This is a genomic window from Phaeobacter sp. JH20_29 (genome assembly GCF_048056175.1).
Classification (GTDB): Bacteria; Pseudomonadota; Alphaproteobacteria; order Rhodobacterales; family Rhodobacteraceae; genus Phaeobacter; species Phaeobacter bryozoorum.
Window position 1 is genome coordinate 86,901 of sequence record NZ_JAYMWO010000022.1, and the last position, 26,831, is coordinate 113,731.

The window sequence follows — 26,831 nt, forward strand, 5'->3', positions numbered from 1 at the left end:
GTTGTGCAAAATCACTCCAGGATTGTATAAAATGATAATACCACCTTATTACGAGAGCGGCTTGGAGGCACCATGGACAGACCAGAATATCTAAAACAAGGAGAGCCTGCGCGCCTTTTCCCGGTTCTGTCCAACAACTCCAAAGAGGGCCGCACAACCTCAATTCTTCTCGCTTGCCTCTCGAAAGTTGAGGAACTTGCATCGGAGCTTCTGGCCTCTCTGGGGCAGAGAGCGGGAAAACGAACGTCGGTCGAGACATTTACCGAGGTTGTTTTTCACGGCCAAGAAGGTGGGGGCAAAGACCGCCCTGATGGGTTGATCATTGTGAGAACTGGCTCACGCGAATGGCGCGCTATGGTGGAGGCGAAGATTGGGAATAATCCGCTGACAGCAGAGCAGATTGAAAAATATCGGAACCTCGCCAAGGATAACGGAATCGACTGCGTCATCACAATTTCCAATCAGTTTGCGACCTTGCCTGCGAACCATCCGCTAGAAGATGTGCGCAAAAGCCGCTCTAAGATCCCTGTTTTTCATTGGTCATGGATGTTTGTTCTGACGGCTGTGGATTTGCTGATCAGCAATGACGGCGTGGCCGACGATGATCAGCGTGTGCTGCTGAATGAGCTGAGGCGGTTTCTGACCCATGAAAGCGCGGGTATTCGTGGTTTCGATCGAATGCCGCCGGAATGGGGAGAGTTAAACAAGCTGGTCTCTGCGGGTGGCAAGATACTGGCAAAATCGTCGGAGGCTGTCGCCGTATTGGAAGCCTGGCATCAGGAAACGAAAGATCTTTCCTTGATCTTGAGCAGGCAGACGGAGGCAAGCGTAAAAGAGCGCCTGAACAGAAAACACGCTAGAAATCCGACAGACCGCCATAAAGACGAATTGAACCAGCTGAGGGAAACTCATCAATTACAAATCTGCTTTGACATCCCCAATGCTGCCGCACCTCTGGAGGTCGTAGCAGATCTTAACCGCCGGACAATTGAAGCGGGAATGACACTCAGAGCGCCTGAGGACAAGAAGTCGTCGAAAGCCCGTTTGAATTGGTTGCTGCGACAATTGAGAAGCGACGCCACTGACGATCTGTTTGTTCGCATGACTTGGCCGGGTCGCAGCGAAGACACCCATTTTCCCTTAACGGAATTGGTTGCCGATCCCGACCGCTGCGAGAAAGACAAAAACGGGCTTCAAGTTGTCAGTTTTCATATCTACGTTGCAAAGCGGTTGGGAGCAAAATTTACCCAGCAAACAAATTTTATCGCAGAGCTTGAGACCATCGTTCCAAAATTCTATCGAGAGGTTGGCCAAGACCTGTCTCCGTGGAGGAAACCTGCGCCAAGAATTCGGGAAACACAAACGGACGTCAGTGTTCAATCAATCGAAGATGAAGCAGAGGTAGAGGCGCTACGGGCACAATAGCTGCCCGGCGTTCGGGGGGACTAAGCCCTCCTAACGCCCCACAGGTCATACTCCCCGGCCTCGTCCACCTCGACAGTCACCAGATCGCCAGCCTGCAACCCCTCGGTTCCCTCATCAATGAACAGGTTGCCGTCGATCTCCGGTGCGTCGGCCTTGGTGCGGCAGGTGGCGATGCCGTCCTCGTCGATGTCGTCCACGATAACCTGCATCGTCTGGCCAACCTTTGCCGCCAGCTTGGCCTCGGAGATCGCCTGGGCCTTCTCCATGAACCGCTCCCAGCGCTCCTGCTTTACTTCTTCCGGCACATGGTCCGGCAGATCGTTGGAGCGCGCGCCGTCGACGTTTTCGTATTTGAAGCAGCCGACCCGGTCCAGCTGCGCCTCGTCCATCCAGTCCAGAAGGTGCTGGAACTCCGCCTCGGTCTCGCCGGGGAAGCCGACGATGAAGGTGGAGCGCAGGGTGATGTCCGGGCAGATGGCGCGCCAGGCGTTGATCTCGTCCAGCGTCTTGGCCGCCGCCGCGGGCCGCGCCATACGGCGCAGCACATCCGGGTGGGCATGCTGGAAGGGGATGTCCAGATAGGGCAAGAGCGCATTCTCAGGGTCCGCCATCAGCGGGATCAGCTCGCGCACATGCGGGTAGGGGTAGACATAATGCAGCCGCACCCAGAGGTCCTCTGCCGGGGCCAGCCTGCCCAGTTCGCGGGAGAGGTCGAGGATATGGCTGCGCACATCGGCGCCCTTCCACGGATGCGCGGAATACTTGCGGTCGAGCCCATAGGCGGAGGTGTCCTGGCTGATCACCAAGAGTTCGCGCACTCCGGCCTCGACCAGTTTTTCCGCCTCGCGCAGCACCGCGTGCACCGGGCGCGACGCCAGTTTGCCGCGCATGTCCGGGATGATGCAGAACTTGCACTTGTGGTTGCAGCCTTCGGAGATCTTCAGATAGCTGAAGTGGCGCGGGGTGAGCCGGACGCCGGTTGCGGGCAAGAGGTCTACATATGGGTTCGGGCTGGGCGGCACCGCGGAATGCACCGCGTCCAGCACCTGTTCATACTGATGCGGGCCTGTGACCGCGTGGATGCGCGGGTGATGCTCGCGGATGTAGTCCGGCTCGGCGCCGAGGCAGCCGGTGACGATCACCTTGCCGTTTTCCTTCAGCGCCTCGCCGATCGCCTCCAGGCTTTCGGCCTTGGCGCTGTCGAGGAAGCCGCAGGTGTTGACGATCACCGCGTCCGCGCCCGCGTAGTCGGGCGAGATGCCGTAGCCTTCGGCGCGCAGCCGGGTCAAGATGCGCTCGCTGTCGACCAGCGCCTTTGGGCAGCCAAGCGACACCATGCCGAGGGTCGGCTGGCCGTCACGGGGTTTGTCGCGGAACTGCGGTTCCGGGGCAAGGTCGGGACGGAGGCTGGGCGGGTTGGCTGAACCGGGTGTCTGTGTCATGCGCGCGCATATATCAGGACTGCGGCAGGAGGCAAGGAAAACAGGGGTATTCAGCGTCACCACCTGTGCAGCGGGGCGGTGCATATCGCGCTTCCTGTGTTGAAGGTGGCAGGCCAGAGCCCGTAACCTGCGGAACAGCCATAGTGATCCCGAGCGCAAGTGAGACGCGAAGAGCGGGCGATTTCGTGCTGTGACCTGCGCTGTCGCCCTCGCGCGTCTGGGCCTGCGCCAGCGGTTCCGGTTGCGATAAACCTCTGATGCAAACATGCAAACCTTTGATGCTGCGCGGGGGCTTCCTGCATTGCACCCCTGCGCGCAGGCGGTAAGCTGCGCAAAACCCCGTGGGGAATACGGGGGCAAGGCAAGAGGAGTGGGGTGATGAGGCTGATAATCCGGGTCATTGCGGCGCTGGTGGTGGCGCTGGTGCTGCTGCTGGCTGGGTTGTTACTGCTGCCAGGGGAGAAGCTGGCCCAGCTGGCGGCAACCCAGATCGAAAAGCAGACCGGTCGCACGGTCACCTTTGGCGGGCGCGTGGGATATACGCTCTGGCCGACGCTGGGAGTGAAGGCAGACCGTGTGGCGCTGTCAAACGCGCCATGGGCTGGGCCTGAGCCGATGCTGACGGCGGAACGGCTGACCATTGGGGTCGCGGCGGCGGATCTCCTGCGCGGTCAGGTCAGGATCACCGAATTGTCGGCTGTCCTGCCGCAGCTGAACCTCAGCACCCGCGCGGATGGCACCGGCAACTGGGTGCTTGAGCCACTCGCATCCGGTGCGGTGGAGACCCCGGCGGCCCCCTCCGGCACGATGGAAAGCCTGCCGATCAGCATCGAGGCGCTGACCCTCACCGGCGCCAGCCTGCGCTACGCTCCCCATGGCGAAACCCTGATTGAGATGAAACAGGTCGACCTGGCGCTGCAATGGCCTGATCCCACGGGCACCGTGATCGCCGATGTGACGCTGCGCCCGGCTGGGGCGCCGGTGCAGATCGCCGCCGAAATCGGCACGTTCGAGGCCTTCCTCGCGGGTCAGGTCGCCTCGGTCGGGGCGTCGCTTAGCGCTGACGATACGGAGCTGCGCTTTGACGGGCGGGCGGATATCAATGGCGCCGCCACCGGGCGGGTGACCGGCAAGAGCACCGATCTGGCGCGCAGCCTTGCGGTGCTTGGTGCGGCAGAGGGGATCGAGACCCCGGCGGTGGACAGCTGGCTCATCGGGTCTGATCTCACCTATACCCCCGACGGGCGGCTGGCGCTGCGGGATCTGACGCTGGAGGCGGATGCCAACAGGCTGCGCGGAGCTGCCGACGTGGTGCTGGGCGATGTGCCGATGGTGACGGCGCGGCTCAGCGGGGATCAGCTGGATCTGTCGGCGCTGCTGCCCTCGGGAGAGGCCGATCTGCCGGCCGCCGCCGCTGCGGGCAATGGTGACGATCCGGTCAGCGATGGCTGGTCGCGCACGCCGATGGACTTCAGCTGGCTCGCCGCGCTCAATGCCGCGATTTCGCTGGAGGTGCAGGAGGTGGAGACCGGATCTGTCCGCCTTGGGCCCAGCTCGCTGGACCTGACCCTTGACCGGTCGCGTGCGGTTCTGAAATTCCAGCCCGCCACGGTCTTTGACGGTCAGTTGCAGGGGCAGCTGGTGGTCAACAACCGCAACGGGCTGTCGGTCGGCGGTAAGCTGGGCTTTCAGGATATCCGGCTGGAACAGGCGCTGGGGCAGACCATGGGCTATGACCGCCTCAATGGTGAGGCGCTGGGCGAGCTTGAGTATCTGGGTGTCGGCAATTCGGTGGCAGAGATCATGTCCTCGCTCAGCGGCAAAGGTTGGCTGGAGGTCGGCAAGGGGTTCTTTACCGGCTTCGATCTGGAAGAGCTGATGCGCAGCGGCAGCGGCAATGGCGGCAGCACCCTCTTTGACCGGCTGACCGCCAGCTATACGATCGAGGGCGGCAATCTGCTCAATCAGGATCTGCTGTTGAGCCTGCGCGGGTTGCGCGCCGAAGGAGAAGGCCGCATCGGGCTGGGGGCTCAGGATCTGGACTACCTGTTCACCCCGAGCCTGCAACGCGGCGACGGCAGCACCCGTCTGTCGATCCCCGTTGCGATCACCGGTCCCTGGAGCGATCCCAAGATTCGGCCGGATCTGAAACGCGCGCTGGAGCCGGAAATCGACGCGGTGGAACAACAGGCCAAGGATCGCCTGCGCCAAAAGCTGGCCGAAGAGCTGGATACAGAGATCGCGCCGGAGCAGGACATCAATGAGGCCATCCGCGACCGGATCGAGAAAGAGGCAAAGGATCAGCTGTTGCGGCTTCTGGGCGGCGATTGATCCAGCCGCTAGATTCGAGTGGCCAGTTCCCACAGTGCCGACAACATAAGAACGCCCGCCAATGGCGGGCGTTTTTATCTCAGCTGCCGGAATGATCAAAAGGTCTGATCGTAGTCCCCGACCAGCGGTTCGGTGCGGATGACCGCGTCAATCTCGGCAAAGATCTGGCGCAACTCGGCCTCGCTCTCGCTGCTTTCGCAGACCACAACGAGGTTCGGCGTATTGGAGGATGCCCGCACCAGCCCCCAGGAGCCGTTATCCAGGATCACACGCGCACCGTTCACGGTGACGACTTCCTTGATGGGGCGGTCTGCCAGCGTCTCGCCCGCCTCGGCCTTGGCGACCAGTTTCTCCACCAGCCGCTCCAGCACGGTATATTTCTCGGTATCGGCACAATAGGGCGACATGGTCGGCGTCGCCCAGGTCTTGGGCAGTGCTTTCCTCAGGTCTGACATGCTCTTGTCGGGGTTGCGATCCATCAGCTTGCAGATCTCGACCGCGACCCGCATGCCGCAGTCATAGCCCCGGCCCACAGGTTCGGCGAGGAAGTAGTGGCCGGATTTTTCGAACCCTGCCAGCGCGCCGATCTCCTTCACCCGTCGTTTCATGTGGCTGTGACCGGTTTTCCAGTAGTCCGCCGTCACGCCATTGGCCTTCAGCTCGGGGTCGGAGGCAAACAGCCCGGTGGATTTCACATCCGCGACAAAGGTCGCATTCGGGTAAATCTTGCTCAGATCCCGCGCCATGATGACGCCGACCTTATCGGCAAAGATCTCCTCACCCTCATCATCCACCACGCCGCAGCGATCGCCGTCGCCATCAAAGCCAAGCGCCATGTCAGCGCCCGAGGCTTTTACGCTGGCGGACATGTCGTGCAGCATTTCCATCGCTTCAGGATTGGGATTGTAGTTCGGAAAGCTGTAATCCAGCCTGTTGTGGCTATCGACCACCTCAACGCCCATGCGCTCAAACAGCTCCGGCGCAAAGGCCGAGGCGGTGCCGTTGCCGGTGGCGCAGACCACCTTCAGCGGGCGAGACATTTTGAAATCCCCGACCAGATCGTCCAGATAGGCCTCTTTTACGCCATCCACAAACTGATACGAGCCGCCGGGACGGGCCACGCCCTCACCATTCAGGACGATATCGCGCAGCTCACCCATTTCGTCCGGGCCGTGGGTCAGCGGGCGTTCAAATCCCATCTTGACCCCGGTCCAGCCGTTGGGGTTGTGGCTGGCGGTGACCATGGCCACGGCAGGCACATCCAGATGGAACTGCGCGAAATACGCCATCGGCGACAGCGCCGGGCCGATATCGCGCACCTCGATGCCAGCCTGCATCAGGCCGATGATCAGCGCCTGTTTGATGGCGACGGAATAGTCGCGATAGTCATTGGCCACGGCGATCACCGGCGGGATGCCGCGCTTGTGCATCTGCGTGCCCAGTCCCAGCCCCAGCGCAGTCATGCCGGGCAGGTTGATTTCCTCGGGGTATTTCCAGCGCGCGTCATATTCGCGAAAACCGGTGGGCGTGATCATCGGATCGCGCAGAAAGCTCCAGGTGTTCGGGCGCACCTCGGGGATGGGTTTGGTCATGTCACTCGGCTCTCTTGTCAATCAGATGCGGATGGGATCGGCCTTGGCCAGGGCATCAAAACGCATCAGCGTCTCGATCAGCTTCGGCATCTGGTCGAGGTAGATCATGTTGGGCCCATCGCTGGGCGCGTTATCCGGGTCTTCGTGGGTTTCGATGAACACCGCCGCAATGCCAAGCGATACCGCTGCCCGCGCCATCAGCGGCGCAAATTCGCGCTGCCCACCGGTGGAGCCGCCCTTGCCGCCGGGCTGTTGCACCGAATGGGTGGCGTCCATCACCACCGGGTAGCCGCCCTGCGCCATCTGCGGCAGCGAGCGCATGTCAGCCACCAGCGTGTTATAGCCAAAGGAGGTGCCGCGCTCGGTCAGAAGGATGTTCTCATTGCCGGTGCTTTCCACCTTGGCGACGACATTGGCCATATCCCAAGGCGCCAGAAACTGGCCCTTCTTGATGTTCACGGCCTTGCCGGTCCTGCCTGCGGCCAGCAGCATATCGGTCTGGCGGCACAGAAACGCCGGGATTTGCAGGATATCCACGGCCTCAGCCGCCACCGCGCATTGCGCCTCGGTATGGACATCGGTCAGCACCGGCACATCAAATTCGCGGGCGATGGTCTGAAGCACCTTCAGCCCCTCATCGACGCCCAGCCCGCGTTTGCCGGAGAGCGAGGTCCGGTTGGCCTTGTCGTAGGACGCCTTGAACACATATTGCGCACCGTATCTGGCGCAGGCCTCTTTCATCTGGCCTGCGATCATGCGGGCATGATCGAGGCTTTCCAGCTGGCAGGGTCCTGCAATCAGGGTCAGCGGGCGGTCATTGCCGATGCTGAGATCGGCGACGGAAATATTTTTCATGGCGTTATGACGAAACCTGTTCTCGGAGGATGGACGCAGTAAGCGAGCACATCAGGTAGATACCGGAAAAGATCAGGAATGCCAAAATCGTATTTTCAAATCGGCGGGGATAGGTCGCTTCCTCGCTGGGAACGGGTTCTACCGCCGTGGTGAGATAGCGCACCTGGCGGTTTGCCTCCATGCGGGTCTGTTCAACCTGTTGCAGCGCCGATTGCAGCATCAGATCGCGGGTCGCCAGATCAGCCTGCGCCATCTGGATCTGCACCGTCAGGCTGGCAAGCGAGTTTTCGCCGGCCGAGGCGTCAATCATGCGATCGTTTAGCCGCTGGATCAGGCTGTTCAGCCGCGCGATATCGGCGCGCGCGCCATCCACCTTGGCCTGATTGGGGCGGGTATTGTCCAGCAGGGCGGCCAGCTCCAGCTCCTTTTCCTGGCGCTGAAGTTCAAAGGTGCTGATCTGCGAACGCAGCGACATGATCACGCCTTCGGGGTCCAGCACGGTGCCGCGCTGTTGCAGCCGCACCAGTGTTTCCTGGGCATTGCGGCGTTTTTCTTCGGCCATCTCCAGCGCGGTTTCGGCATCCCCCACCTGATCGGAGCGTTTTTGCACCGACAGCTGGTTCACCTTTTCCTGCGCATAGCTGATCAGCTTGCGCGAAAACTCCGCCGAGATCTGCGGATCGGCTGCGGTGACTTCCATGCGGACCACACCTTCGGTCGGGTCGTAACCGATCTTCACGTGGCGCGAATAGGTCTTATAGGCTTCCTCATTGGTGGGGTTGTCGTTCAGCCGTTGGATCGGATCGATCCACTCTTGGGTGAAATGCGACTTGAATCCGATCTCGCGGTCCAGCCGCAGCATCGCCTCCTTCGATTGCAGATAGCTCTGGACCGCGATCGAATCCTGGCTGGTGGCAAACTGGGTGCCGCTGAGCAACCCGCCAAGACCGCCACCACTGCCTGCGCTGTCAGCCTTGAGCACGAGGAACTCGGATTTCGCGGCATACATCGGCGTTGCGACGCTGTAGAAATAATATCCCGCAAGAAGCGTGGGCAGCATGACGAAAAACGCAAGACGCGCGCCCAGCAGAAGCAACCGGCGGCGACGGCGGCGCGCAATATCGCGCTGAATTTGCTTGATTTCCCGGTTGCGCCGCTCCGCAGGGCTCAGCTCTTGGGCGGGCAGGGATATCTTGCCGACGGGGACTGTCTGCGGCAGTTGCACGCCGCCCGGGGCAGGCGGGCTGCCCGTCGGCTGGGCCTTGTTGGGCTGGACCACAAGCTCCAGCATATTGGCGCGCTGGAACGGATCGATGCCCTTTAGTCGCAGCTGGCGGACCGCGTCGAAATCAGAGGTGGCGGCCAGGTTGTTCTTCTGGGCGATGCGGCGCGCCAGTCGCAATTGACGGCCGGTCAGCCCTTCCTTGCGGATGTCATCCAGATTGGTGGACGGCTTGCCGGGTTTCGCGTTGCCGGATTGCGCGGCGGCGGGTTCCTTGATGATGACAGGCTCATCTGCGGCTGTCGGTTTGACCGTAGCGCTATCCGCTGCTGCTCTCGCCGCACTCGCCGCGCTTGCTGCACTCGCAGACAGGGCGCCAGCGCCAGCCTGAGCGGCGCCCGGTGGTGGCACGGGGCGCGCGGCGGCAGGCTGCGCTGCCGTGGTGCCGCTCCGGCGGACGCGGAATTTACTCGCCTTGGGTTTGGTAGTCATAGAGCTGTTTCGCTTCTTCCAAGGTTTCAAACATATGCAACTGGCCATCAACCAGAACAGCCGCAGAGCGGACGAATTTCTCCAGCGTCTTGGGCTGGTGCGACACCATGATGATGGTGGTGGTTTCCAGCCGCTCCTGCAGGATGGCGCCGGCCTTCTTGTTGAACTCCACATCTGTGGTGCTGGGCATCCCCTCGTCGATGAGGAAGATATCAAAATCCAGCGCCAGCATCAGCGCAAAACTGAACCGCGCCCGCATCCCGGAGGAATAGGTGCCGACCGGTTGGTCGAAATACTCCCCCAGACCGCAGAGCCAGCGGCAGTAGGCCTCAACATAATCGGGATCCAGCCCATAGAGATTGGCGATATAGCGGGCATTGGCCATCGCCGAGAGGCGGTTGATAACGCCCCCCATGAAGCCGAGGGGGAAGGAAATCCGGCAGCCCCGGCGGATATCGCCCTCGTCGGGTTTTTCCAGCCCCGCCATCATATTGATCAATGTGGTCTTGCCGGTGCCATTCGGCGCCAGCACCCCCATGGATTTACCAAGTTCAACGCGAAAGGACACCCGGTCAAGGATCACCTTGCGCTGGGTGCCGGTCCAGAAGGACTTGCTCACGTTTTCAAACTCAAGCATCGCGGGTTCCGGTGCTGCTCTCGGCCCCGTTCGGGGTCTCTGATCCTCATCATGCGCCAGGCGGATCCCGGCGGCCTTATGACTGCACTAACAGATTTGTGTTAACGACATAGGCTGCTATTTGGACCATATTATGTCCAATTGTTACGGGTTTTGGCAACGCTCCCTTAACCAAGTGACGGGGCTTTGATCGGAAGATGGCGGTCGATGCCGGATGACAGAGGCCCTGGACGCCGGTTACGCGGGGCGAAAAACGGGGCCTGAGGCGTGGATGGCAGGGTCGGATATGACGACAATTGATCAGCTGCGACAGGAGATTCGCGCCTGCCGCCTTTGTGCTGCGCGTTTTGCCGCCACCAGCACCAGACATAGCCCGCGTCCGGTCGCCTGGTTCGACAGCGCCGCCCGCATCCTGATCGCAGGTCAGGCGCCCGGCGCGCGGGTCCATGACAGCGGCCGCCCCTTCACCGATCCTTCCGGAGATCGCCTGCGTGAGTGGCTGGGTCTGAGTGAGGCGCAATTCTACGACCAGTCGCTGGTGGCCATTGTGCCCATGGCCTTTTGTTTTCCGGGTTATTCGCCGAAGAAAGCCGACCTGCCGCCGCCTGCCATCTGTCGCAATACCTGGCACGACCGGGTGATCACCAGCCTGCCCAATATCGACCTGCGTGTGCTGGTCGGGGCCTATGCCCACAGCTATCACCTGGGTGGCAAACAGCCGGTTCAGGCGCGGGTGGAGAGCTGGCGGGACCACGCGCCGCAGGACTTCCCCTTGCCACATCCGTCCTGGCGCAATACCGCATGGCTGAAACGCAATCCCTGGTTCGAGACCGATCTGCTGCCGGTCCTGCGCGCCCGGGTTCAGGAGCTGATAACATGACCGAAGCCACCCCTCTGGACACCAGCCATGCCGCGATGCTGGCCGCGCCGCAGGATGACGCGGCCCGCCTGCGGTTCTACGAACGGCTGGCTGATAGCGAGCTGTTCCTGATGCTGGCCCGCGAGGCAGAGGGCGACAGTATCGCGCCCGAGCTGTTCGAGACGGAGGAGGGCACCTTTGCGCTGGTTTTTGACCGTGAGGACCGGCTCGCGGAATTCGCCGGTCGCATCGTGCCCTATGCCGCGCTGTCGGGGCGGGTTGTGGTGCAGATGCTGGCAGGGCAGGGCGCAGGCGCAAATATCGGCCTTGGCGTTAACCTGGATGTGGCACCTTCGGCAATCCTGATCCCGGCCGAGGCGGTGGCCTGGCTGCATGAGACGCTCGGCCAGATGCCTGCCGAGGTTGACGCCGAAATCGAGGCGATCACCGCCCCAGGAGGCCTGCCGGAAGTGCTGGTCACCGCGCTGGACACCAAACTGGCCACCGCCGTTGGGCTGGCTCAGGCCGCCTATCTGGTCGGGCTGAACTATCGCGGCGGCGGGCAGGGGCATCTGCTGGGCTTTGTCGATGCCAGGGATGCCGCGCAGCCCGCGCTGGCCAAGGCGGTCGGAGAGGCGCTGACCTTCTCCGGGGTTGAGGCGGGTGCGCTGGATGTGGGTTTCTTTGCCAGCAGCGATGCGATGGCGGCGCGGCTGGCGCAGGTGGGACTGCGGTTCGATCTGCCGCAACCGGCAGAACCGAAACTGCCCTCCGCCCCCGGACGGGATCCTGAAAATCCGCCCCGGCTCAGCTAGGGCGGCAGGTCTCAGACAGAAACATCGCGACGCCGTTAGGTATCGCGATGCCCAGTGTCTTTAGCCGTGGTGGCAGGCGGGGCCGACCCCGCCCGCGGTCAGCTGTCGGCTTCTGCCGGTTCCAGTTTGTCCTGCGTCTTGGTGTCGAAATCCGACGCATCATGGCGTTCGCGCAGCTGGGTGTGCAACTCGCCAAAGGCACGGTTCACCATGCGGCCACGGGACACGGCCGGACGCGCATCGATCTCCTTGGCCCAGCGGAGCACATGGGTATAGCTTTCCACATCCAGGAATTCCGCTGCCTCATAAAGCCGCCCGAGCACCAGCTGACCATACCAGGCCCAGATCGCCATATCGGCGATGGTGTAATCCTCACCGGCGATGAAACGGGTCTCGGCCAGCTGGCGGTCCAGCACATCCAGCTGACGCTTGGCCTCCATCGAGAAGCGATTGATCGGGTATTCGTATTTTTCCGGTGCATAGGCGTAGAAATGGCCAAAGCCGCCGCCGAGATACGGCGCGCTGCCCATCTGCCAGAACAGCCAGTTCATCACCTCGGCGCGCGCGGCCCCGGACTTTGGCAGGAAGGCATCGAATTTTTCCGCCAGATGCACCAGGATCGAGCCGGATTCAAACACCCGCACCGGCGTGTCGCCGCTGCGATCCATCAGCGCCGGGATCTTTGAATTGGGGTTCACCTCGACAAAGCCGGACCCGAACTGGTCGCCTTCGCCGATATTGATCAGCCAGGCGTCATATTCAGCCCCCTTGTGACCTGCAGCCAGCAGCTCCTCCAGCATCACCGTGACCTTCACCCCATTGGGCGTGGCCAGCGAATAAAGCTGATAGGGGTGTTTCCCGACCGGCAGCTCCTTGTCGTGGGTGGCACCGGCGATCGGGCGGTTGATCGAGGCAAAGCGGCCACCGCTCTCCTGGTCCCAGGTCCAGACTTTCGGTGGGGTATAGGTTGTGTCACTCATCTGTTGGCCTTGTTATGAAAGGGTTTTTGAATGGATCAGGTGATGGTGGCGCAGCGTCCTCCAGGAGGGGGGCCGCGCCGTATCCTGCAACAGATAATCAGGTCGCGCAAAATTCCAATGACTGGAAGGTCTGCGGCATACACTTTTTCTTGACCGGGGAGGGCTGCGGCCTGCCGGTTGTAACAAATCCCCGCGTCAGATCACGGCGGCTCCGCACTGGACACAGGGACGTGAGCCCCCCTTCGCATCGCCTGCGATCTCTGGCTAGTGTCTGAACAGCCCGGCCCGGATGGTCGGCGTTCCGCTTCTGTCGGGTCCGATGGCCCGCGCCTTTGAAAAGGATAGTCTATGAAACGCATTCTCTTTGCCGCCCTGGCCGCTGCCTCCTTTGGTCTGCCTGCCTTTGCCGGGGATCAATATGTCGACAACACCGGCTTTGCCGTTTCGGGCTACGATGTGGTGGCCTATCGTGATCTGGCGCAGAACCCTGTCGGCAACGCCCAGCCCGCAGCGGTGCCCGGCAATGCCGCCTTCACGGCTGAGCATAACGGCGCCACCTTCGCCTTCTCCAGCGCCGAGAACCGCGATAAATTTGCTGCCAACCCCGAGTATTACGCGCCGCAATATGATGGCCACTGTGCCTATGGCGTTTCCAAGGGCGGCAAGGTTCCGGGCAACCCGAACCTCTGGCGCATCGTGGATGACAAACTCTATCTCAACATCACCAAGAACGTCGTCGGCTTCTGGGAAGCGGATATTCCCGGCAACATCAACCTCGCCGAGGGCAACTGGCCCGAAATCGAACCCGCCGATGCCTCCAAGAGCGTGATCCCCAACTTCACATCCTCGGCGCCGGAGAAAGGCTGATCCGATCTGATCGCCCGCCTGCGGGCGCGGGGGGGAGAGGCCTCGAACCGCTTCCCCCCCAAGCATGAAAACAGCGCCCCGGAGACATCCGGGGCGCTGTTTCACATCACACAACCTGCCGCTCAGACCCAAGGCCAGCTGGCAGGTGGTTTCAGGCGGTTCAGCGTTTGCGGTCGCGGCGCGCGCTCATCGGCTGGAAGGCCACGCCAACATGCGCTTCGCAATAGGGTTTGCCCTGCTGGACCGGCAGGCCACAGAACCAGAAATCTTCGGTCGCGGGGTCGCCTACGGGCCATTTGCAGGTCCGCTCGGTCAGCTCCATCAGCGACAGCTTCTTGGCCTTTTTCTCGATCTCATTGACCTTGGCCAGCGCTTCTGGGCTGATCTCATTTGCCGAGGGCTGCGGCGGCAGCGGCTGTCCGGCCGGGATGATCTGACGGCGCGCAGGCGTCGCGCTCCGGGCGTCGCCGGTGGCCGCAGGCTCGGGCGTTACCGGGCGGGCCGGTTCGGTCTTGGGCTGCGGCTTGGGCTTGGCCGGAGCCGCAGCGGCGGCGGCTGGCGCTGGCTTTGGCGCGGCGGCGGGCTTTTCCTTGGGCTCGGCTGCCGGTTTGGCCGTACCGCTGTTGCGGTTGGACAGTCCCAGGCGATGCACCTTGCCAATCACGGCGTTGCGGGTCACGCCGCCGAGTTCCTTGGCGATCTGGCTTGCAGATTGCCCTTCGCCCCACATTTTCTTGAGCAGTTCGACGCGCTCGTCTGTCCAGGACATCTGTTGCCTTTCCAAGCTAAAAGCGGCCCCAGGAACCTGCGGCCGCCATCGAATTCCGTAACAAGCCCCTATTCTAATCACTGCGCCCCGAGTTACAAGAGCGTCTTGCGCTTGTCAGGGGTCTGCCGGGCCATCTGCGGCGACAAGCCTATCCATCAGGCTCGACGATCAGCCCCGGCAAAGGGCGCAGCACGGGTTGACGCGCGCCTGCGACCGGTTACGAAGGCCGTGACCACCCCCGAGGTCGCCGGACCGGTGGGGGATTGGCCCGCACAGAGTGAAAGAGGTCGGACATGGCACAGGATACACCGCAGACCCCGGCAGGGACCGCAGCACAGGCAGAGTCACCTGTCTCACCGGGTATCGCCCTCGGAGAACGCCGGTTCGGGCGGGTGAACTGGCTTGGCCTGCGCACCCTGGCACGGCGCGAGGTTACCCGGTTTCTGGTGGTCTGGACCCAGACCCTGCTGGCGCCAATGGTCACTGCCGCGCTGTTCCTGATGATCTTCAACATTGCCATCGGGCCGGGGCGGGGCGATGTGATGGGCGTGCCCTTCATCGTATTTCTGGCCCCCGGCATCATGATGATGACGGTGATCCAAAATGCCTTTGCCAATACCTCCTCCTCCATCGTGATCACCAAGGTGCAGGGCAATATCGTCGACACGCTGATGCCGCCGCTGTCCGGGGTTGAAATCCTGCTGGGCTATCTGGCCGGCGCGGTCGCGCGGGGCGTTCTGGTGGCCCTCGGCATCGGCACCGGCCTCATGCTGGTGCTTGGCGTGGTGCCGGAACACCCTTTGGTGGCGCTGCTCTTTGTGGTGCTGGGCGCGGTATTCCTCGGTGGGCTTGGCATTGTTGCCGGGGTCTTCGCCGAGAAGTTCGACCAGATGGCAGCGATCACCAATTTCATCGTGACGCCGCTCGCCTTTCTCTCTGGCACGTTCTACTCGGTGCAGTCGCTGCCACCAGTGCTGCGGCTGCTGTCGCATCTCAATCCGGTGTTCTACCTGATCGACGGCGTGCGATTCGGCGTGATCGGCACCTCCGACAGTTCGCCGGTGCTCGGGCTTGTGGTCTGTAGCCTCGCAAGCCTCGCCATCGGCACATTGGCCTGGCTGATGCTGCGCAGCGGTTACCGGCTGAAATCCTGATCCGCCTGCGCGCCCGGATCCACGTGCAGGGTCGGGGGGCGCTGTCGCCCCTCGCGCCAGGCCAGTAGCGCCGCGCCCGCCAGAATGATGACCGCCCCCAGCACGGTGACCGCATCCGGGACCACCGCAAACACCGCAAGATCATAGAGCGTGGCAAAGATCAGCGTCGCATAGCTGAAAGGCGCCACAAATGACGCATCCGCCCGCGCGATTCCGTTGATGAAACAGCCCTGAGCACAGGCCATCATACAGCCGAGCGCCGCCATCAGCGCCCATTGCTCTGCCGAGGGAGGCTGCCAGACCGCGACCACCGCGCTACAGGCAATCACCGTGCCCAGAAGATTGTTGACCCACAGGATCTGCAACGGCCGCTCGCGCCCGGCCAGCCGCTTGATAAAGATCAGCTCCAGCCCCATCACCGCAGCCGCCGCCAGCGCCAGCAGGCTGGCGGGCTGAAAACTCGCCGGGGTCGGGCGCAACAGGATCATCGCGCCCGCTAGCGCAATCGCCGCCGCCGCCCATCGCCAGGGACCAACCCGCTCTCCCAGCAGCGGAATCGCCAGCAGCATCGCAAAGACCGGGTTCAAAAAGGTGATCGCGGTGGCATCCGCCAGCGGGATATAGGCCACCGAGGCAAACATCAGCGTCACCCCCATCCAGCCAAAGCTGGTGCGCCCGAGATGCAGCCCCCAATGCGGGCGGGTGAACCGGGGTCGCCGCAGCGCGACCACGGTCGTGATCGCCAGAAACGCAAAGGCAAAGCGCCCGAAACTGATCTGAAGCGGATGCAGCGGCATACCCGATGCCTCGGTCCCCAAAGCCTTTGCGATCAGGGTGGTGCCTGCGATGAAAACTGTGGCCACCAGGATGAAGACGGCGGCAAGAGCGGGATTGGGCGATATGGTCCGGTGCATGGGCCAGCGATGCGCCAGCGGTGCCGCCTTGGCAAGCCAAAACGGATTGCTCAGCGTCGAAACGGTGCCGCCTCTAGCGCATCGCGGGCCTGGCGCAGGCTGGTCAGGAACCGCTCCGCCCGCTGGATACGGGCCTCGACCTCGGCAATCCGGCTGTCAAGAAAGGCAACCCCATCGAAACTCTCCGGCTCCGCCGCCTCCAGCTGGCTCAGCAGGATGGCAAGATCCGCAATGCTGATGCCCGCGGCCTGCGCATCGGCGATCTGCTCCAGCGTGATCAGCGCCTCCTCAGGATAATCCCGGTAGCTGTTGGTCGGTTCCGCTCCCGGCGCCGAATGGATCAGCCCTTGACGCTCGTAAAATCGCAGCGTGTCACGGCTGACACCGCTCAGCCGCGCCAGTTCACCGATCCGCACTCTGTGGCTTTCCTGAAAACAATTGACTCAACTCCATGGTTTTGAACATAATCCGGAAGTGAAACCGGATCAAGAGGTGTGACATGGGCCCCAAGTGTCAAAGCTGCGGAATGCCGCTCAGCAAGGATCCCGAGGGCGGCGGCAGCGAGGCGGACGGCAGCCGCAGCGGGACATATTGTTCACTCTGTTATGAAAACGGCAGCTTCCGGCACCCCGGTGCCAGCCTTGCCGAGTTTCAGGCCCACTGCGTCGATGCGCTTGAAGCCAAGGGGATGCCGCGCATTCTGGCCTGGGCCTTCACCCGCGGCATGGGTCGGCTGGACCGCTGGCGGCGCGCATAACACCGGCAAAGCGGCCGGCCCCGAGCAAGAGCGCCGACTGTGGCACCCCGGGGTGCCGCTTTGTCGCATATGGCTTCACAAATGGTCTTTTCTTTTGTCAGAACCTCCGTTATGGACGCGGTCATGATCACCGCTGCACATATCTCCCTGCTGCGACGCCGACGCCAAAGCGCGTAACCGGCCCCGATCCCGCGTGCCTGATCAAAGCTCATCGGCATGCCTCAAGACCTCAAGAATCACGCCCAAAATCGTTGACCCTGCGGCCCGGCTGCGTCACTGCTTGGCCCATCATGCCCAAAAGGAAGATCCAGATGATCCCCTCCGTTCTGCCAACCTATAATCGCGCGCCGCTCAGCTTTGTGAAGGGCGAGGGCGCCTGGCTGATCGAGGCTGACGGGCGACGTTTTCTGGACCTCGCCGCCGGCATTGCGGTCAATGCGCTGGGCCACGCCCATCCGGCTCTGGTCAAGGCGCTGACGGAACAGGCCGAAAACCTCTGGCATGTCTCCAACCTCTACCACATCCCGCAGCAGCAGGCGCTGGCCGACCGGCTGGTGGAGCACAGCTTTGCCGACACCGTGTTCTTCACCAACTCCGGCACCGAGGCCTGCGAACTCGCCGTGAAAATGGCGCGCAAGTATTTCTATGAAAGCGATCAGCCCGAGCGGGTGGAGATCATCACCTTCTCCGGTGCCTTCCATGGCCGCTCCGCCGCAGGCATCTCAGCCGCGGGCTCTGAAAAAATGACCAAGGGCTTCGGCCCGATGCTGCCAGGCTTTGTCCATCTCACCTTCGGCGATCTCGATGCGGTCACCGATGCCATCAGCGACAAGACCGCCGCGATCCTGATCGAACCGGTGCAGGGCGAGGGCGGCATCCGCCCGGTGCCGGATGCAGAGCTGAAGGCGCTGCGTCAGATCTGTGACGATCACGGCCTGCTGCTGATCCTCGACGAGGTGCAATGCGGTGTGGGTCGTACCGGCAAGCTGTTTGCCCATGAATGGGCAGGCATCACCCCCGACATCATGATGGTGGCCAAGGGCATCGGCGGCGGTTTCCCGCTGGGCGCAGTGCTCGCCACGGAGGAGGCTGCGAGCGGCATGACCGCAGGCACCCATGGCTCCACCTATGGCGGCAACCCGCTGGGCTGTGCGGTGGGCTGCGCGGTGATGGATCACGTCTCCGACCCTGCCTTTCTGGCCGAGGTCAACCGCAAGGCAGGTCTCCTGCGTCAGAAACTCGAAGGGCTGGTGGCCGCCCATCCCGAGGTCTTCGAGGAGGTGCGCGGCACCGGCCTGATGCTGGGGCTGAAATGCGTGGCGGCCAATATCGACGTGGTCAATGCCGGCTACGCGGCCGAGGTGGTCACGGTTCCGGCCGCCGACAATGTGATCCGCCTGCTGCCGCCGCTGACCCTCACCGATGAGGACATTGGAGAGGCCTTCGCCCGTCTCGATCAGGCCGCCACCGCGCTGACCGCCAGCGCCGAGGCCTAGCCGTCATCTTTCCCGAAATACTCCGGGGGTGCGGGGGCTGGCCCCCGCCTTGACCGGCCCAGGGATGCGGTGCCGCCGCCTCCAAAGACAACCGAAAGCGATATCCGACATGAACCACTTTCTCGACATTCACAAAACCGATGCCGCCGATCTGCGCGGGATCATCGACCAGGCCCGGATCACCAAGGATGCCCGCCAGGGCCGCCCGAAGGCCGCCCTTGACGATGAACTGCCGCTGAAGGACCGGATGGTTGCGCTGATCTTCGAAAAACCCTCGACCCGGACCCGCGTCTCCTTTGATGTGGGCGTGCGGCAGATGGGCGGGCAGACCATGGTGCTGTCGGGCAGCGACATGCAGCTCGGCCACGGCGAAACCATCGCCGACACCGCCCGCGTGCTCAGCCGCTATGTCGATATGATCATGATCCGCACCTTTGATGAAACCGTGCTGACCGAAATGGCCGAATATGCCTCGGTGCCGGTGATCAACGGGCTGACCGACCGCACCCACCCCTGCCAGATCATGGCCGATGTGCTGACCTATGAGGAGCATCGCGGCCCCATCAAGGGCAAGAAAGTCGTCTGGTGCGGCGACGGCAACAATGTCTGCGCCTCCTTCCTGCATGCGGCCGCACAATTCGGCTTTGATTTCACTTTCACCGGTCCGGCCCAGCTCGACCCGGAGCCTGAGTTCATCGGCCTCGCCCGCAACGCAGGCTCGCAGGTCATCATCGAGCGCGACGCCCAGAAAGCGGTCGAGGGCGCCGATCTGGTGGTGGCCGACACCTGGGTCTCGATGCACGACAGCCAGTCGTCCAAGGAGCGCCGCCACAATATGCTGCGCAGCTATCAGGTGAACGATGCGCTGATGGCCCATGCCAAACCCGATGCGCTGTTCATGCACTGCCTGCCAGCCCACCGCGAAGAGGAAGTCACCTCCGCCGTGATGGATGGCCCGCAATCGGTGATCTTTGACGAGGCTGAAAACCGCCTGCACGCACAAAAGGCGATCATGCGCTATTGCCTCGGGGCCTGAACCACTCGCCTCAGCCCGCGAATAGGCCAACAAAAAACCGCCGCATCCGGCCAGGATGCGGCGGTTTTTCCATTTCAGGCCGAGGCTTCGGGCCGGGGCTTCGGGCCGGGACTTTAGCCCAGGGCCGGAATCACATGGTGATCGCGGTCAGCGCCAGGAACACGCAGCCCGACAGCAGTGCCGCGGCGGGCACGGTGATCACCCATGCGGCAGCAATGGTCATGAAATGGCTGCGGCGCACCAGTTTGCGGCGACGGCGCTCTTCCGGTGCAATCCGCTTGGTTTCGGGTTGGGTGGCGGAGCTGTTGCGCAGGCGGCGCTCCATATGCCATTCGCGGAAGAAACCGACGCCAAACACAGCCCCCACCGCAATGTGGGTGGAGGAGACCGGCAGGCCCAGCCAGCTGGCCACGATCACGGTGATCGCGGCCGACAGCGATACGCAATAGGCGCGCATCGGATTGAGCTTGGTGATCTGGCTGCCGACCATGCGGATCAGCTTGGGACCAAAGAGGAACAGGCCAAAGGAGATGCCAAAGGCCCCGATCACCATGACCCAGGTCGGAATCGCCACTTTGGAGGCGATATCGCCAAATTCCGTTGTGTGCACGATCGCCGCCAGCGGCCCCACCGCATTGGCCACATCATTGGCACCATGAGCAAACGACAGAAGTGCAGCCGAGATCACCAGCGGGATCGAAAACAGCACCTTCAGCGATTTGTTGCGGTTCTCCATCCCCTCCGACTGGCGCTTGATCAGCGGTGCGGTGATCACATAGCTCATCGCGCCGACAGCGGCCCCGATCAGCAGCGCAATCTCCAGGTCGATCTTGATGATCTTCTTCAGCCCCTTCAGCGCCAGATAAGAGGCAAAGGCCCCCGCCATGATGCCCACCAGTACCGGAACCCAGCGCCGTGCAGCGGCGATCTTGTCGTCCTGATAGATGATCTTGGCCTTGATAAAGGCGAGGAACCCGGCCGCAATCAGCCCGCCCAGCACCGGTGAGATCACCCAGCTGGCAGCGATTTTGCTCATCGTGGGCCAGTTCACGGCGCCGAACCCGGCTGCTGCGATACCAGCGCCCATGACGCCGCCCACAACCGAATGTGTGGTCGAGACAGGCGCGCCAATCCATGTCGCAAGGTTCACCCAGAGCGCCGAGGAAATCAGCGCCGCCATCATGGCCCAGATGAACACATCGGCGCTGGCAACACTTGCCGGATCAATGATGCCCTTGGAGATGGTGGAGACCACATCGCCGCCTGCCAACAGCGCACCGGCGCTTTCGGCGAGGGCGGCAATCACGATGGCGCCGCCCATGGTCAGCGCGTTGGCGCCCACCGCCGGGCCCATGTTGTTGGCCACATCATTGGCGCCGATGTTCAGCGCCATATAGGCCCCGAAGGCCGCCGCCGCGATCACCACAAAGCTGGAGGGCGTGGAGCCGAGGAACACCGCCGCGCCAACGCCGGCCAGCGCGATAAAGACCAGCGCGATGCCGGGGGCCACCAGCGGGCGCGACACATAGGATGTCGCCAGTTCAAGTTGAGAAATCCGGTTAAGATCCCGGTCCAGTGTCTTCCACTGCGGTCGCTGCGGTGCGTCGCTCATTGTATCGATCCCGATTCAAAAGTTGCGCACGCGCCTAGCGTCCCCTCTGCAGTCATGCAAGGGGTTTGTCATATTTCCATCACGGAACTGTTACAATTGACGCAGTAATTCGCTCAATTCAGGCTCGGCCACCAGATCCGCAGCGGCGGCCGGCGACATCCATTTGCGGGTCCGCTCGGATTGTTCGGGGTAATCCTTGGCCAGCTCAATGACCTCTGCCGTATAGACCAGCGTGTGCACGGTTTCCTTCGTGCCATTGTCCTGCAATTTCACATATTCGTAGGTGCCGACCGGCTCACCCTCGATCCGGGCCTCACGCACACCGGCCTCTTCCCAGGCCTCCTGCAGCGCGGATTGCGGGCCGTTCTTGCCCTTGATCGGCCAGCCTTTGGGGACGATCCAGCGACCGGTGCCCCGGCTGGTGATCATCAGCACTTCTCGGCCCTCGGCACCATCGCGATAGCACATGGCGGCGACTTGCAGCCGTTTGGGGCGGAAAAACATTGGCCGGAGGTACTCCTCCCAGGCACTGGACATCATATGCTTCATTGCTGCTCAGCTTTCTGCTGCCGGCGCTTGGATGCCCGGCACATTTTTGCTTTGGAACAATCTTGGCATGGTGGGGCCGGAATTCAAGAGGCCGAGATTGCAAAACGGCGGGTTTTTGCGCCAAAGAGGCGCAAAATTCCGTGAATTCGCGGGGAAATCACGCGTTCCGGCATCAGTTTTGGCTATTTCCGGGGTTTCGCGCGCAGGGTCGGGTCCGCCTGCGTGGGGTCCTCGGGCCAGGGGTGTTTGGGGTATTGGGCGCGCATATCCTTGCGCACATCGGCATAAGAGCCGGACCAGAAACCGGGCAGATCGCGGGTGATCTGGATCGGCCGCTGCGCCGGTGACAGCAGCGAGACCTTCAGCGCCACGCCACCCACGGTAGGGTGGTGGGTGACCCCGAACATCTCTTGCAGGCGCACGGAGATTTCCGGGATCTCCTCGGCATAATCAATCGGCACCCGACGCCCCAGCGGCGTGGTGAAATGCGGCGGCGCCAGCTGGTCCAGCCTCTGCGTCTGCTCCCAGCTGAGCGCCGCGCGCAGCGCAGGCAGCAGGTCAAAGCGTTTCCAGTCCTCGGCGCTGCGCACCCCGTCCAGCATCGGCAGCAGCCAATCCTCCAGCGTCGCCAGCAAAGCCTCTTCGCTGAAATCCGGCAGATCCTCGCCATCGGCCTGCAACAATCGCACCCGCGCCACGAACCGCGCCGTCGCACCGCTGAGCCGCAGGCCCAGTTCGCGCACGCCGTCCAGCATCGCCGTCGCCACAGCCTCCGCCGGAACATCCTTCCAGATGTGATCCTCCAGCACGATGGCGCCCAGACACTGCTGACGACGCGCCACCACCCGGCGGTCGCGTTTGGACCAGGCGCAGGTCAGCTGCGGTTTGATCTGATCGGCAAATTCGGCGCGCAGCTCCGACAGGGTGATCGGTGCGGCCAGCCGCAGCCGCGCCTCACGCGGGTTGCCATCGCTGTCGAGGCCCACCAGAAACGGCGTCGCCGCCAGACTGTCCTCGGGCGGCAACACCGCGCCCTTGCCACCGGACAGCACGTAGCGCGGCGCATCGCCCTTGCGGCGCTGGCCGATCCGGTCGGGGTAGGCGGTGGCGGCCATCACCGCAGCGCTTGCCGACGCAGAGGATGCCCCACTGCGCGCCTGCCGGGCCAGCCGCTTGGTCTCGCCCTTTACGCGTTCCAGCGTCGGGAGGTTCAGCTGATAGTTCCGGCGACGCTGAAACCCCTTGGCATCCCTCAGGGCCTCCAGCCGCAGCGCCAGATCCACCGGCGCGCCGCGCAACGGGTCGCGTTCCGCCAGCAGCGCCGCCAGCGGTGCCGCATCAGCGCCAAAGCGCGCCAGCATATGCCCCAGGCGCGGGTGCAGCGGCAGCCGGGCCAGCGCCTTGCCATGGGGGGTGATCCGCCCCTCGTCGTCCAGCGCCCCGAGCATCCGCAACAAGGCGCGCGCCTCCTGCAGGGCGCCATCTGGCGGTGGCGTCAGAAACGGGAGATCGCCCGGATCCGCCCCCCAGAGCGCCAGTTCCAACGCCAGCGCGGTAAGGTCGGCGGCCTGAATCTCCGGCGGCGGAAACGCGGCCAGCGCGCCATCCTCGCCCTTGGTCCACAACCGATACCCAACACCAGCTGCAACACGGCCCGCACGGCCCTGCCGCTGGGTAGCCTCGGCACGGGTCACCCGTTCGGTCACCAGTCGCGACATGCCGGAACCGGGGTCGAACCGGCTGCGCCGCGCCAGCCCCATGTCCACCACCACGCGAATGTCCTGAATGGTGAGCGAGGTTTCCGCGATCGAGGTCGCGAGCACGATTTTGCGCGCCACAGGATCCGGCTGGATCGCCGCGCGCTGCTCGGCAAAGGGGAGCGCGCCATATAGCGGACGCACCACGCAATCTCCCGGCAGCCGGTTCGCCAGCGCGGCAGCGGCCTTGCGGATCTCGCCCTCGCCGGGGAGGAACACCAGAATGCCGCCACCCTTGGCCTCGGACCCGCCTTTGCCGCCGGATCCGGGCGGGCGTGTCTCCGCCTCGGCGCGCAGCACCAGATCCACCAGCGCATCCAGCCGCCTCGGACCGCCTCCGCTGCGGCTGTCGGCGGGCAGGGGGGTGTCCAGCCAGCGGGTCTCAACCGGATAGCTGCGCCCCTCGGAGGTGATCAGCGGCGCCGCCATCAGTTCCGCGACGGGTGCGGCATCCAATGTGGCAGACATCGCCAGCAGGATCAGATCGTCGCGCAGCGCTCCGGCCACCTCCAGACAGAGCGCCAGACCAAAATCGGCATTGAGCGACCGTTCGTGGAATTCGTCAAAGATCACCGCGCCGATACCGGGCAGATCAGGGTCCGATTGCAGCATCCGGGTCAGGATCCCCTCGGTCACCACTTCGATCCGGGTCTCGGCGCTGACTTTGGCCTCGCCGCGGATCCGGTAGCCGACGGTTGCGCCGACCGGCTGGCCCAGCGTGTCGGCCATACGTTCCGCCGCGGCCCGCGCTGCCAGCCTGCGCGGCTCCAGCATGATGATCCGCCCCTCGCAGAGCTGCTCTTCCAGCATCGCCAGCGGCACCCGCGTGGTCTTGCCCGCGCCCGGTGGCGCCTGCAACACGGCACGCGACTGGCGGCGCAGGGCAGCGATCAACTCGGGCAGGGCGTCATCAATGGGCAATCTGGTCATGCCGCCTTATCGCCAATGGCGCGGGCGTGGTCCAGCGCCGAGCGCAGCGGCTTTGTCCTCCTGCGACGGATGTTCACTGGACAAGCGCCGCCCGGCTGCGCCATCAATGCCCAAACCTAGGAGCGGGGAGAGGGCCACCATGGCAGCAGCAGGCAATTCCGGTGGAACAGGCGGCACAACGGCAGACCGCAGGGGGCCGCTGGATATCGACGATCTGGTCGCGCGGATCCTGAATGGCGAACGCCGCGCCCTGGCCCGAGCGATCACGCTGGTGGAAAGCGGGCGCGCCGACCACCGCGAGGCCACCACCCGCCTGCTGGACAGTCTGGCCCGCGAAAACCGTCAGGCTCTGCGCATCGGCCTGTCCGGCACGCCGGGGGTGGGGAAATCCACCTTCATCGAAAGCTTCGGCATGATGCTGATCGCGGCAGGCCTGCGGGTCGCGGTGCTTGCGGTTGATCCCAGCTCGACCCGTTCGGGCGGATCGATTCTGGGCGACAAGACCCGGATGGAACATCTCAGCCGCGAAAAAAACGCCTTTATCCGCCCCTCGCCAAGCCAGACCCATCTGGGCGGCGTTGGGCGCCGCTCGCGCGAAGCGGTGGCGCTGTGCGAGGCGGCGGGCTTTGACGTGGTGCTGATCGAAACCGTCGGGGTCGGGCAGTCAGAAACCGTGGTTTCGGAAATGTCCGATCTGTTTCTCTTGCTGCTTGCGCCGGCGGGGGGCGACGAATTGCAGGGCGTCAAACGCGGTATCATGGAAATGGCCGACATCATTCTGGTGAACAAGGCCGACGGCGATCTGAAACCGGCCGCCACCCGCACCTGCGCCGATTATGCCGGGGCGCTGCGCCTGCTGCGCAAACGTCCGCAGGATCCCGATGGCTTCCCCAAGGCGCTGATGGTCTCTGCCGCGACAAGGGACGGGCTGGAGACCGCATGGGACGACATGCAGGCGCTGGCCGACTGGCGTCGCGCCAATGGCCACTGGCAGCGCCGCCGCGCCGAACAGGCCCGCTACTGGTTTGGCGAGGATGTGCGTCAGGCGCTGCTGGCACGGCTGGAAACCCCCTGGGCGCGGAGCCGCATGGCCGAACTCTCCGAAGATGTGGCGGCAGGGCAGATCACGCCGGCGGCGGCGGCCCGGGATCTGCTGGCCGGGCTGGGCGTCGGTTGAGGTCCGCACCGGCTGCCGGGAGTGGATACTGCGGCAGGCGCAGATGCTGTGATAAACGCTGGAGTCCGCGCCTCAGACAGGCTATGAGGGCGCAGACCTTGGGTGCTGAAACAGCCCGCTGGGAGGTTGTGCACGGGTTGTCCCATAAATCCGTTTCATATGGCTTGACCCTGCACGCGATTCCTCCTAAACGCATCCAACCAGTTTTCGGGCGCAGCCAATGGCCGCGCCCCTTGTAATTTGGTGCTCGATTCGAACAATGATCCACGGGCGCCCCAGATACGAAGGATGAACCTATGTCGCGCCGTTGCGAACTGACCGGAAAAGGCCCGATGACTGGCAACAATGTCAGCCACGCCAACAACAAAACCAAACGTCGCTTTCTGCCGAACCTGAACGACGTGACCCTCCAGTCCGAGACTCTGGGTCGTGGTATCAAGCTGCGCATCTCCGCGGCTGCTCTGCGCACCGTTGATCACCGTGGTGGTCTGGACGCATTCCTGGCCAAAGCCAAGGACGAAGAGCTGTCCACCGCAGCGCTGAAGGTCAAGAAAGAGATCGCCAAGGCACAAGCCGCCGAGGCCTGATCGCCAGACCCGGCCCCGCAGCGGGCAGGGACAAGATTTCGAAACGCCGTGCATGACCCTCATGCGCGGCGTTTTCATGTGTGCCACTGGTGTGCCTGCTGGCCGGTCTCGCCTGCTTTGCCTGCGTCCCTTTTTCGGCTTGCAGCGGCGCGGTCGCGGGCGCATATCTCGCGGCACAATGACCTTGCTGCGTTCATATCTGGCTCTGGCCCTGATCGCTTTGATGGCCGTCACCGGCGTCAGCGCGCAGGCGGGTATGCGCGATGCTACGGGGCAGATGGTGATCTGTACCGGCACCGGGCCGGTGATGGTCTATATCGACAGCGACGGCCAGCCGGTCTCGCCGCCGATGGACTGCCCCGAATGCCTGACCTTCACCGCCGATCTTGCGCTGTCGCTGCCGCTTCCGGCGCAGAGTACCCTGCCGCGACAGCTGACGCGCGATCTGGGCGAATCCGCCGCGATCCTGCCCATGGTGCGGCTGGCGGCCTGGGCCCGTGGTCCACCGGAACTGGTGCCTCTGCGCGCGGTCTGAGCGCGCTCCACCAGACCCGAATTCCAAAGCCTACGTATCAA

At 63.4% G+C, this 26,831-nt stretch carries 24 protein-coding genes; 12 read left to right on the plus strand and 12 right to left on the minus strand.

The window, feature by feature from the left end; translation table 11 throughout:
- Positions 1-72: 72 nt before the first annotated feature.
- Positions 73-1,425: a hypothetical protein gene (locus tag VWZ85_RS19890; RefSeq protein WP_416589463.1), complete on the plus strand. Its 1,353-nt coding sequence runs from the start codon at positions 73-75 to the stop codon at positions 1,423-1,425.
- A 20-nt stretch (positions 1,426-1,445) separates the two neighbouring features.
- On the opposite strand, the gene rimO is transcribed toward VWZ85_RS19890, so the two are convergent.
- Positions 1,446-2,867, minus strand: coding sequence for a 30S ribosomal protein S12 methylthiotransferase RimO (rimO, locus tag VWZ85_RS19895; protein WP_416589464.1), 1,422 nt, complete (start codon positions 2,865-2,867; stop codon positions 1,446-1,448).
- Between the two features lie 378 nt (positions 2,868-3,245).
- Here rimO and VWZ85_RS19900 point away from each other — a divergent pair, with 378 nt between their 5' ends.
- Positions 3,246-5,198 carry an AsmA family protein gene (locus VWZ85_RS19900; RefSeq protein ID WP_340546186.1) on the plus strand — a complete coding sequence of 651 codons (1,953 nt, stop codon included), beginning with the start codon at positions 3,246-3,248 and terminating at the stop codon, positions 5,196-5,198.
- 95 nt (positions 5,199-5,293) lie between these two features.
- On the opposite strand, the gene VWZ85_RS19905 is transcribed toward VWZ85_RS19900, so the two are convergent.
- From VWZ85_RS19905 to VWZ85_RS19920, 4 genes are read right to left on the minus strand one after another with little or no spacing between them, the layout of a single operon-like run.
- Positions 5,294-6,790 (minus strand): phosphomannomutase/phosphoglucomutase, encoded by a 1,497-nt coding sequence (locus VWZ85_RS19905; protein WP_340546185.1) that lies wholly within the window; start codon positions 6,788-6,790, stop codon positions 5,294-5,296.
- 21 nt (positions 6,791-6,811) lie between these two features.
- On the minus strand, positions 6,812-7,645 hold the full coding sequence (gene kdsA, locus VWZ85_RS19910; protein ID WP_340546184.1) for a 3-deoxy-8-phosphooctulonate synthase: 834 nt from the start codon (positions 7,643-7,645) through the stop codon (positions 6,812-6,814).
- 4 nt (positions 7,646-7,649) lie between these two features.
- Positions 7,650-9,359 carry a capsule biosynthesis protein gene (locus tag VWZ85_RS19915; protein ID WP_416589465.1) on the minus strand — a complete coding sequence of 570 codons (1,710 nt, stop codon included), beginning with the start codon at positions 9,357-9,359 and terminating at the stop codon, positions 7,650-7,652.
- Positions 9,334-9,996, minus strand: coding sequence for an ABC transporter ATP-binding protein (locus tag VWZ85_RS19920; RefSeq protein ID WP_340546182.1), 663 nt, complete (start codon positions 9,994-9,996; stop codon positions 9,334-9,336). Before VWZ85_RS19920 ends, VWZ85_RS19915 begins: the two co-directional genes overlap by 26 nt.
- Positions 9,997-10,282: 286 nt before the next feature.
- Between VWZ85_RS19920 and VWZ85_RS19925 the strand changes: the two genes are divergently transcribed.
- Together VWZ85_RS19925 and VWZ85_RS19930 are read left to right on the plus strand one after the other, a co-directional pair.
- Positions 10,283-10,876, plus strand: a complete 594-nt coding sequence (locus VWZ85_RS19925) for a uracil-DNA glycosylase family protein (protein WP_416589466.1) — start codon at positions 10,283-10,285, stop codon at positions 10,874-10,876.
- Positions 10,873-11,670 carry an SseB family protein gene (locus VWZ85_RS19930; protein ID WP_340546180.1) on the plus strand — a complete coding sequence of 266 codons (798 nt, stop codon included), beginning with the start codon at positions 10,873-10,875 and terminating at the stop codon, positions 11,668-11,670. The genes VWZ85_RS19925 and VWZ85_RS19930 overlap by 4 nt, the downstream gene beginning before the upstream one ends.
- 98 nt (positions 11,671-11,768) lie before the next feature.
- Here VWZ85_RS19930 and yghU read toward each other — a convergent pair whose 3' ends face one another.
- Positions 11,769-12,650, minus strand: coding sequence for a glutathione-dependent disulfide-bond oxidoreductase (gene yghU, locus VWZ85_RS19935; protein ID WP_340546179.1), 882 nt, complete (start codon positions 12,648-12,650; stop codon positions 11,769-11,771).
- Positions 12,651-12,998: 348 nt separating this feature from the next.
- Between yghU and VWZ85_RS19940 the strand changes: the two genes are divergently transcribed.
- Positions 12,999-13,517 (plus strand): YHS domain-containing (seleno)protein, encoded by a 519-nt coding sequence (locus VWZ85_RS19940; RefSeq protein ID WP_340546178.1) that lies wholly within the window; start codon positions 12,999-13,001, stop codon positions 13,515-13,517.
- Positions 13,518-13,677: 160 nt separating this feature from the next.
- On the opposite strand, the gene VWZ85_RS19945 is transcribed toward VWZ85_RS19940, so the two are convergent.
- Complete coding sequence (locus VWZ85_RS19945; protein WP_340546177.1) at positions 13,678-14,286, minus strand: GcrA family cell cycle regulator; 609 nt, start codon at positions 14,284-14,286, stop codon at positions 13,678-13,680.
- A 293-nt stretch (positions 14,287-14,579) separates the two neighbouring features.
- Here VWZ85_RS19945 and VWZ85_RS19950 point away from each other — a divergent pair, with 293 nt between their 5' ends.
- Positions 14,580-15,440, plus strand: a complete 861-nt coding sequence (locus VWZ85_RS19950; RefSeq protein WP_340546176.1) for an ABC transporter permease — start codon at positions 14,580-14,582, stop codon at positions 15,438-15,440.
- Here the strand turns inward: VWZ85_RS19950 and VWZ85_RS19955 are convergent.
- Together VWZ85_RS19955 and VWZ85_RS19960 are read right to left on the minus strand one after the other, a co-directional pair.
- Entirely contained in the window at positions 15,422-16,354 is a 933-nt protein-coding gene (locus VWZ85_RS19955; RefSeq protein WP_416589467.1) for a DMT family transporter, read from the minus strand. The two genes, VWZ85_RS19950 and VWZ85_RS19955, sit on opposite strands and share 19 nt — an antisense overlap.
- Before the next feature lie 50 nt (positions 16,355-16,404).
- Entirely contained in the window at positions 16,405-16,770 is a 366-nt protein-coding gene (locus VWZ85_RS19960) for a MerR family transcriptional regulator (RefSeq protein WP_340546174.1), read from the minus strand.
- A gap of 83 nt (positions 16,771-16,853) precedes the next feature.
- On the opposite strand from VWZ85_RS19960, the gene VWZ85_RS19965 reads away from it, so the two are divergent.
- The 3 genes from VWZ85_RS19965 to argF all read left to right on the plus strand — a co-directional run bounded on the left by VWZ85_RS19965 (position 16,854) and on the right by argF (position 19,643).
- Complete coding sequence (locus VWZ85_RS19965; RefSeq protein WP_340546173.1) at positions 16,854-17,111, plus strand: zinc ribbon domain-containing protein; 258 nt, start codon at positions 16,854-16,856, stop codon at positions 17,109-17,111.
- A 311-nt stretch (positions 17,112-17,422) separates the two neighbouring features.
- Positions 17,423-18,607 carry an aspartate aminotransferase family protein gene (locus tag VWZ85_RS19970; RefSeq protein WP_416589468.1) on the plus strand — a complete coding sequence of 395 codons (1,185 nt, stop codon included), beginning with the start codon at positions 17,423-17,425 and terminating at the stop codon, positions 18,605-18,607.
- A gap of 109 nt (positions 18,608-18,716) precedes the next feature.
- Positions 18,717-19,643, plus strand: a complete 927-nt coding sequence (argF, locus tag VWZ85_RS19975) for an ornithine carbamoyltransferase (RefSeq protein ID WP_340546171.1) — start codon at positions 18,717-18,719, stop codon at positions 19,641-19,643.
- A gap of 130 nt (positions 19,644-19,773) precedes the next feature.
- On the opposite strand, the gene VWZ85_RS19980 is transcribed toward argF, so the two are convergent.
- From VWZ85_RS19980 to hrpB, 3 genes are all read right to left on the minus strand, one after another.
- The gene (locus VWZ85_RS19980; protein WP_416535030.1) at positions 19,774-21,255 is read right to left on the minus strand and encodes an inorganic phosphate transporter; all 1,482 of its coding nucleotides are present in this window, start codon (positions 21,253-21,255) and stop codon (positions 19,774-19,776) included.
- 90 nt (positions 21,256-21,345) lie between these two features.
- Positions 21,346-21,804, minus strand: coding sequence for an NUDIX hydrolase (locus VWZ85_RS19985; RefSeq protein WP_416589469.1), 459 nt, complete (start codon positions 21,802-21,804; stop codon positions 21,346-21,348).
- Positions 21,805-21,986: 182 nt separating this feature from the next.
- Positions 21,987-24,491: an ATP-dependent helicase HrpB gene (gene hrpB, locus VWZ85_RS19990; RefSeq protein ID WP_416589470.1), complete on the minus strand. Its 2,505-nt coding sequence runs from the start codon at positions 24,489-24,491 to the stop codon at positions 21,987-21,989.
- A gap of 139 nt (positions 24,492-24,630) precedes the next feature.
- Here hrpB and meaB point away from each other — a divergent pair, with 139 nt between their 5' ends.
- From meaB to VWZ85_RS20005, 3 genes are all read left to right on the plus strand, one after another.
- Entirely contained in the window at positions 24,631-25,668 is a 1,038-nt protein-coding gene (gene meaB / locus VWZ85_RS19995; protein ID WP_416589471.1) for a methylmalonyl Co-A mutase-associated GTPase MeaB, read from the plus strand.
- Between the two features lie 296 nt (positions 25,669-25,964).
- Positions 25,965-26,255 (plus strand): 50S ribosomal protein L28, encoded by a 291-nt coding sequence (rpmB, locus tag VWZ85_RS20000; RefSeq protein ID WP_260088093.1) that lies wholly within the window; start codon positions 25,965-25,967, stop codon positions 26,253-26,255.
- A 178-nt stretch (positions 26,256-26,433) separates the two neighbouring features.
- Positions 26,434-26,790, plus strand: a complete 357-nt coding sequence (locus VWZ85_RS20005) for a DUF2946 family protein (protein WP_340546167.1) — start codon at positions 26,434-26,436, stop codon at positions 26,788-26,790.
- Positions 26,791-26,831: the final 41 nt, after the last annotated feature.

Bases quoted from the DNA above. Each gene is read 5' to 3' on its own strand.
- VWZ85_RS19970 (WP_416589468.1), top strand. From the start codon at position 17,423: ATGATCCCCTCCGTTCTGCCAACCTATAATCGCGCGCCGCTCAGCTTT.
- rpmB (WP_260088093.1), top strand. From the start codon at position 25,965: ATGTCGCGCCGTTGCGAACTGACCGGAAAAGGCCCGATGACTGGCAAC.
- meaB (WP_416589471.1), top strand. From the start codon at position 24,631: ATGGCAGCAGCAGGCAATTCCGGTGGAACAGGCGGCACAACGGCAGAC.
- VWZ85_RS19985 (WP_416589469.1), bottom strand. From the start codon at position 21,804: ATGAAGCATATGATGTCCAGTGCCTGGGAGGAGTACCTCCGGCCAATG.
- VWZ85_RS19925 (WP_416589466.1), top strand. From the start codon at position 10,283: ATGACGACAATTGATCAGCTGCGACAGGAGATTCGCGCCTGCCGCCTT.
- VWZ85_RS20005 (WP_340546167.1), top strand. From the start codon at position 26,434: ATGACCTTGCTGCGTTCATATCTGGCTCTGGCCCTGATCGCTTTGATG.
- kdsA (WP_340546184.1), bottom strand. From the start codon at position 7,645: ATGAAAAATATTTCCGTCGCCGATCTCAGCATCGGCAATGACCGCCCG.
- VWZ85_RS19950 (WP_340546176.1), top strand. From the start codon at position 14,580: ATGGCACAGGATACACCGCAGACCCCGGCAGGGACCGCAGCACAGGCA.
- VWZ85_RS19965 (WP_340546173.1), top strand. From the start codon at position 16,854: ATGGGCCCCAAGTGTCAAAGCTGCGGAATGCCGCTCAGCAAGGATCCC.
- VWZ85_RS19915 (WP_416589465.1), bottom strand. From the start codon at position 9,359: ATGACTACCAAACCCAAGGCGAGTAAATTCCGCGTCCGCCGGAGCGGC.
- VWZ85_RS19955 (WP_416589467.1), bottom strand. From the start codon at position 16,354: ATGCACCGGACCATATCGCCCAATCCCGCTCTTGCCGCCGTCTTCATC.
- VWZ85_RS19945 (WP_340546177.1), bottom strand. From the start codon at position 14,286: ATGTCCTGGACAGACGAGCGCGTCGAACTGCTCAAGAAAATGTGGGGC.
- VWZ85_RS19940 (WP_340546178.1), top strand. From the start codon at position 12,999: ATGAAACGCATTCTCTTTGCCGCCCTGGCCGCTGCCTCCTTTGGTCTG.
- argF (WP_340546171.1), top strand. From the start codon at position 18,717: ATGAACCACTTTCTCGACATTCACAAAACCGATGCCGCCGATCTGCGC.
- VWZ85_RS19930 (WP_340546180.1), top strand. From the start codon at position 10,873: ATGACCGAAGCCACCCCTCTGGACACCAGCCATGCCGCGATGCTGGCC.
- VWZ85_RS19890 (WP_416589463.1), top strand. From the start codon at position 73: ATGGACAGACCAGAATATCTAAAACAAGGAGAGCCTGCGCGCCTTTTC.
- hrpB (WP_416589470.1), bottom strand. From the start codon at position 24,491: ATGACCAGATTGCCCATTGATGACGCCCTGCCCGAGTTGATCGCTGCC.
- VWZ85_RS19905 (WP_340546185.1), bottom strand. From the start codon at position 6,790: ATGACCAAACCCATCCCCGAGGTGCGCCCGAACACCTGGAGCTTTCTG.
- yghU (WP_340546179.1), bottom strand. From the start codon at position 12,650: ATGAGTGACACAACCTATACCCCACCGAAAGTCTGGACCTGGGACCAG.
- VWZ85_RS19980 (WP_416535030.1), bottom strand. From the start codon at position 21,255: ATGAGCGACGCACCGCAGCGACCGCAGTGGAAGACACTGGACCGGGAT.
- rimO (WP_416589464.1), bottom strand. From the start codon at position 2,867: ATGACACAGACACCCGGTTCAGCCAACCCGCCCAGCCTCCGTCCCGAC.
- VWZ85_RS19920 (WP_340546182.1), bottom strand. From the start codon at position 9,996: ATGCTTGAGTTTGAAAACGTGAGCAAGTCCTTCTGGACCGGCACCCAG.
- VWZ85_RS19900 (WP_340546186.1), top strand. From the start codon at position 3,246: ATGAGGCTGATAATCCGGGTCATTGCGGCGCTGGTGGTGGCGCTGGTG.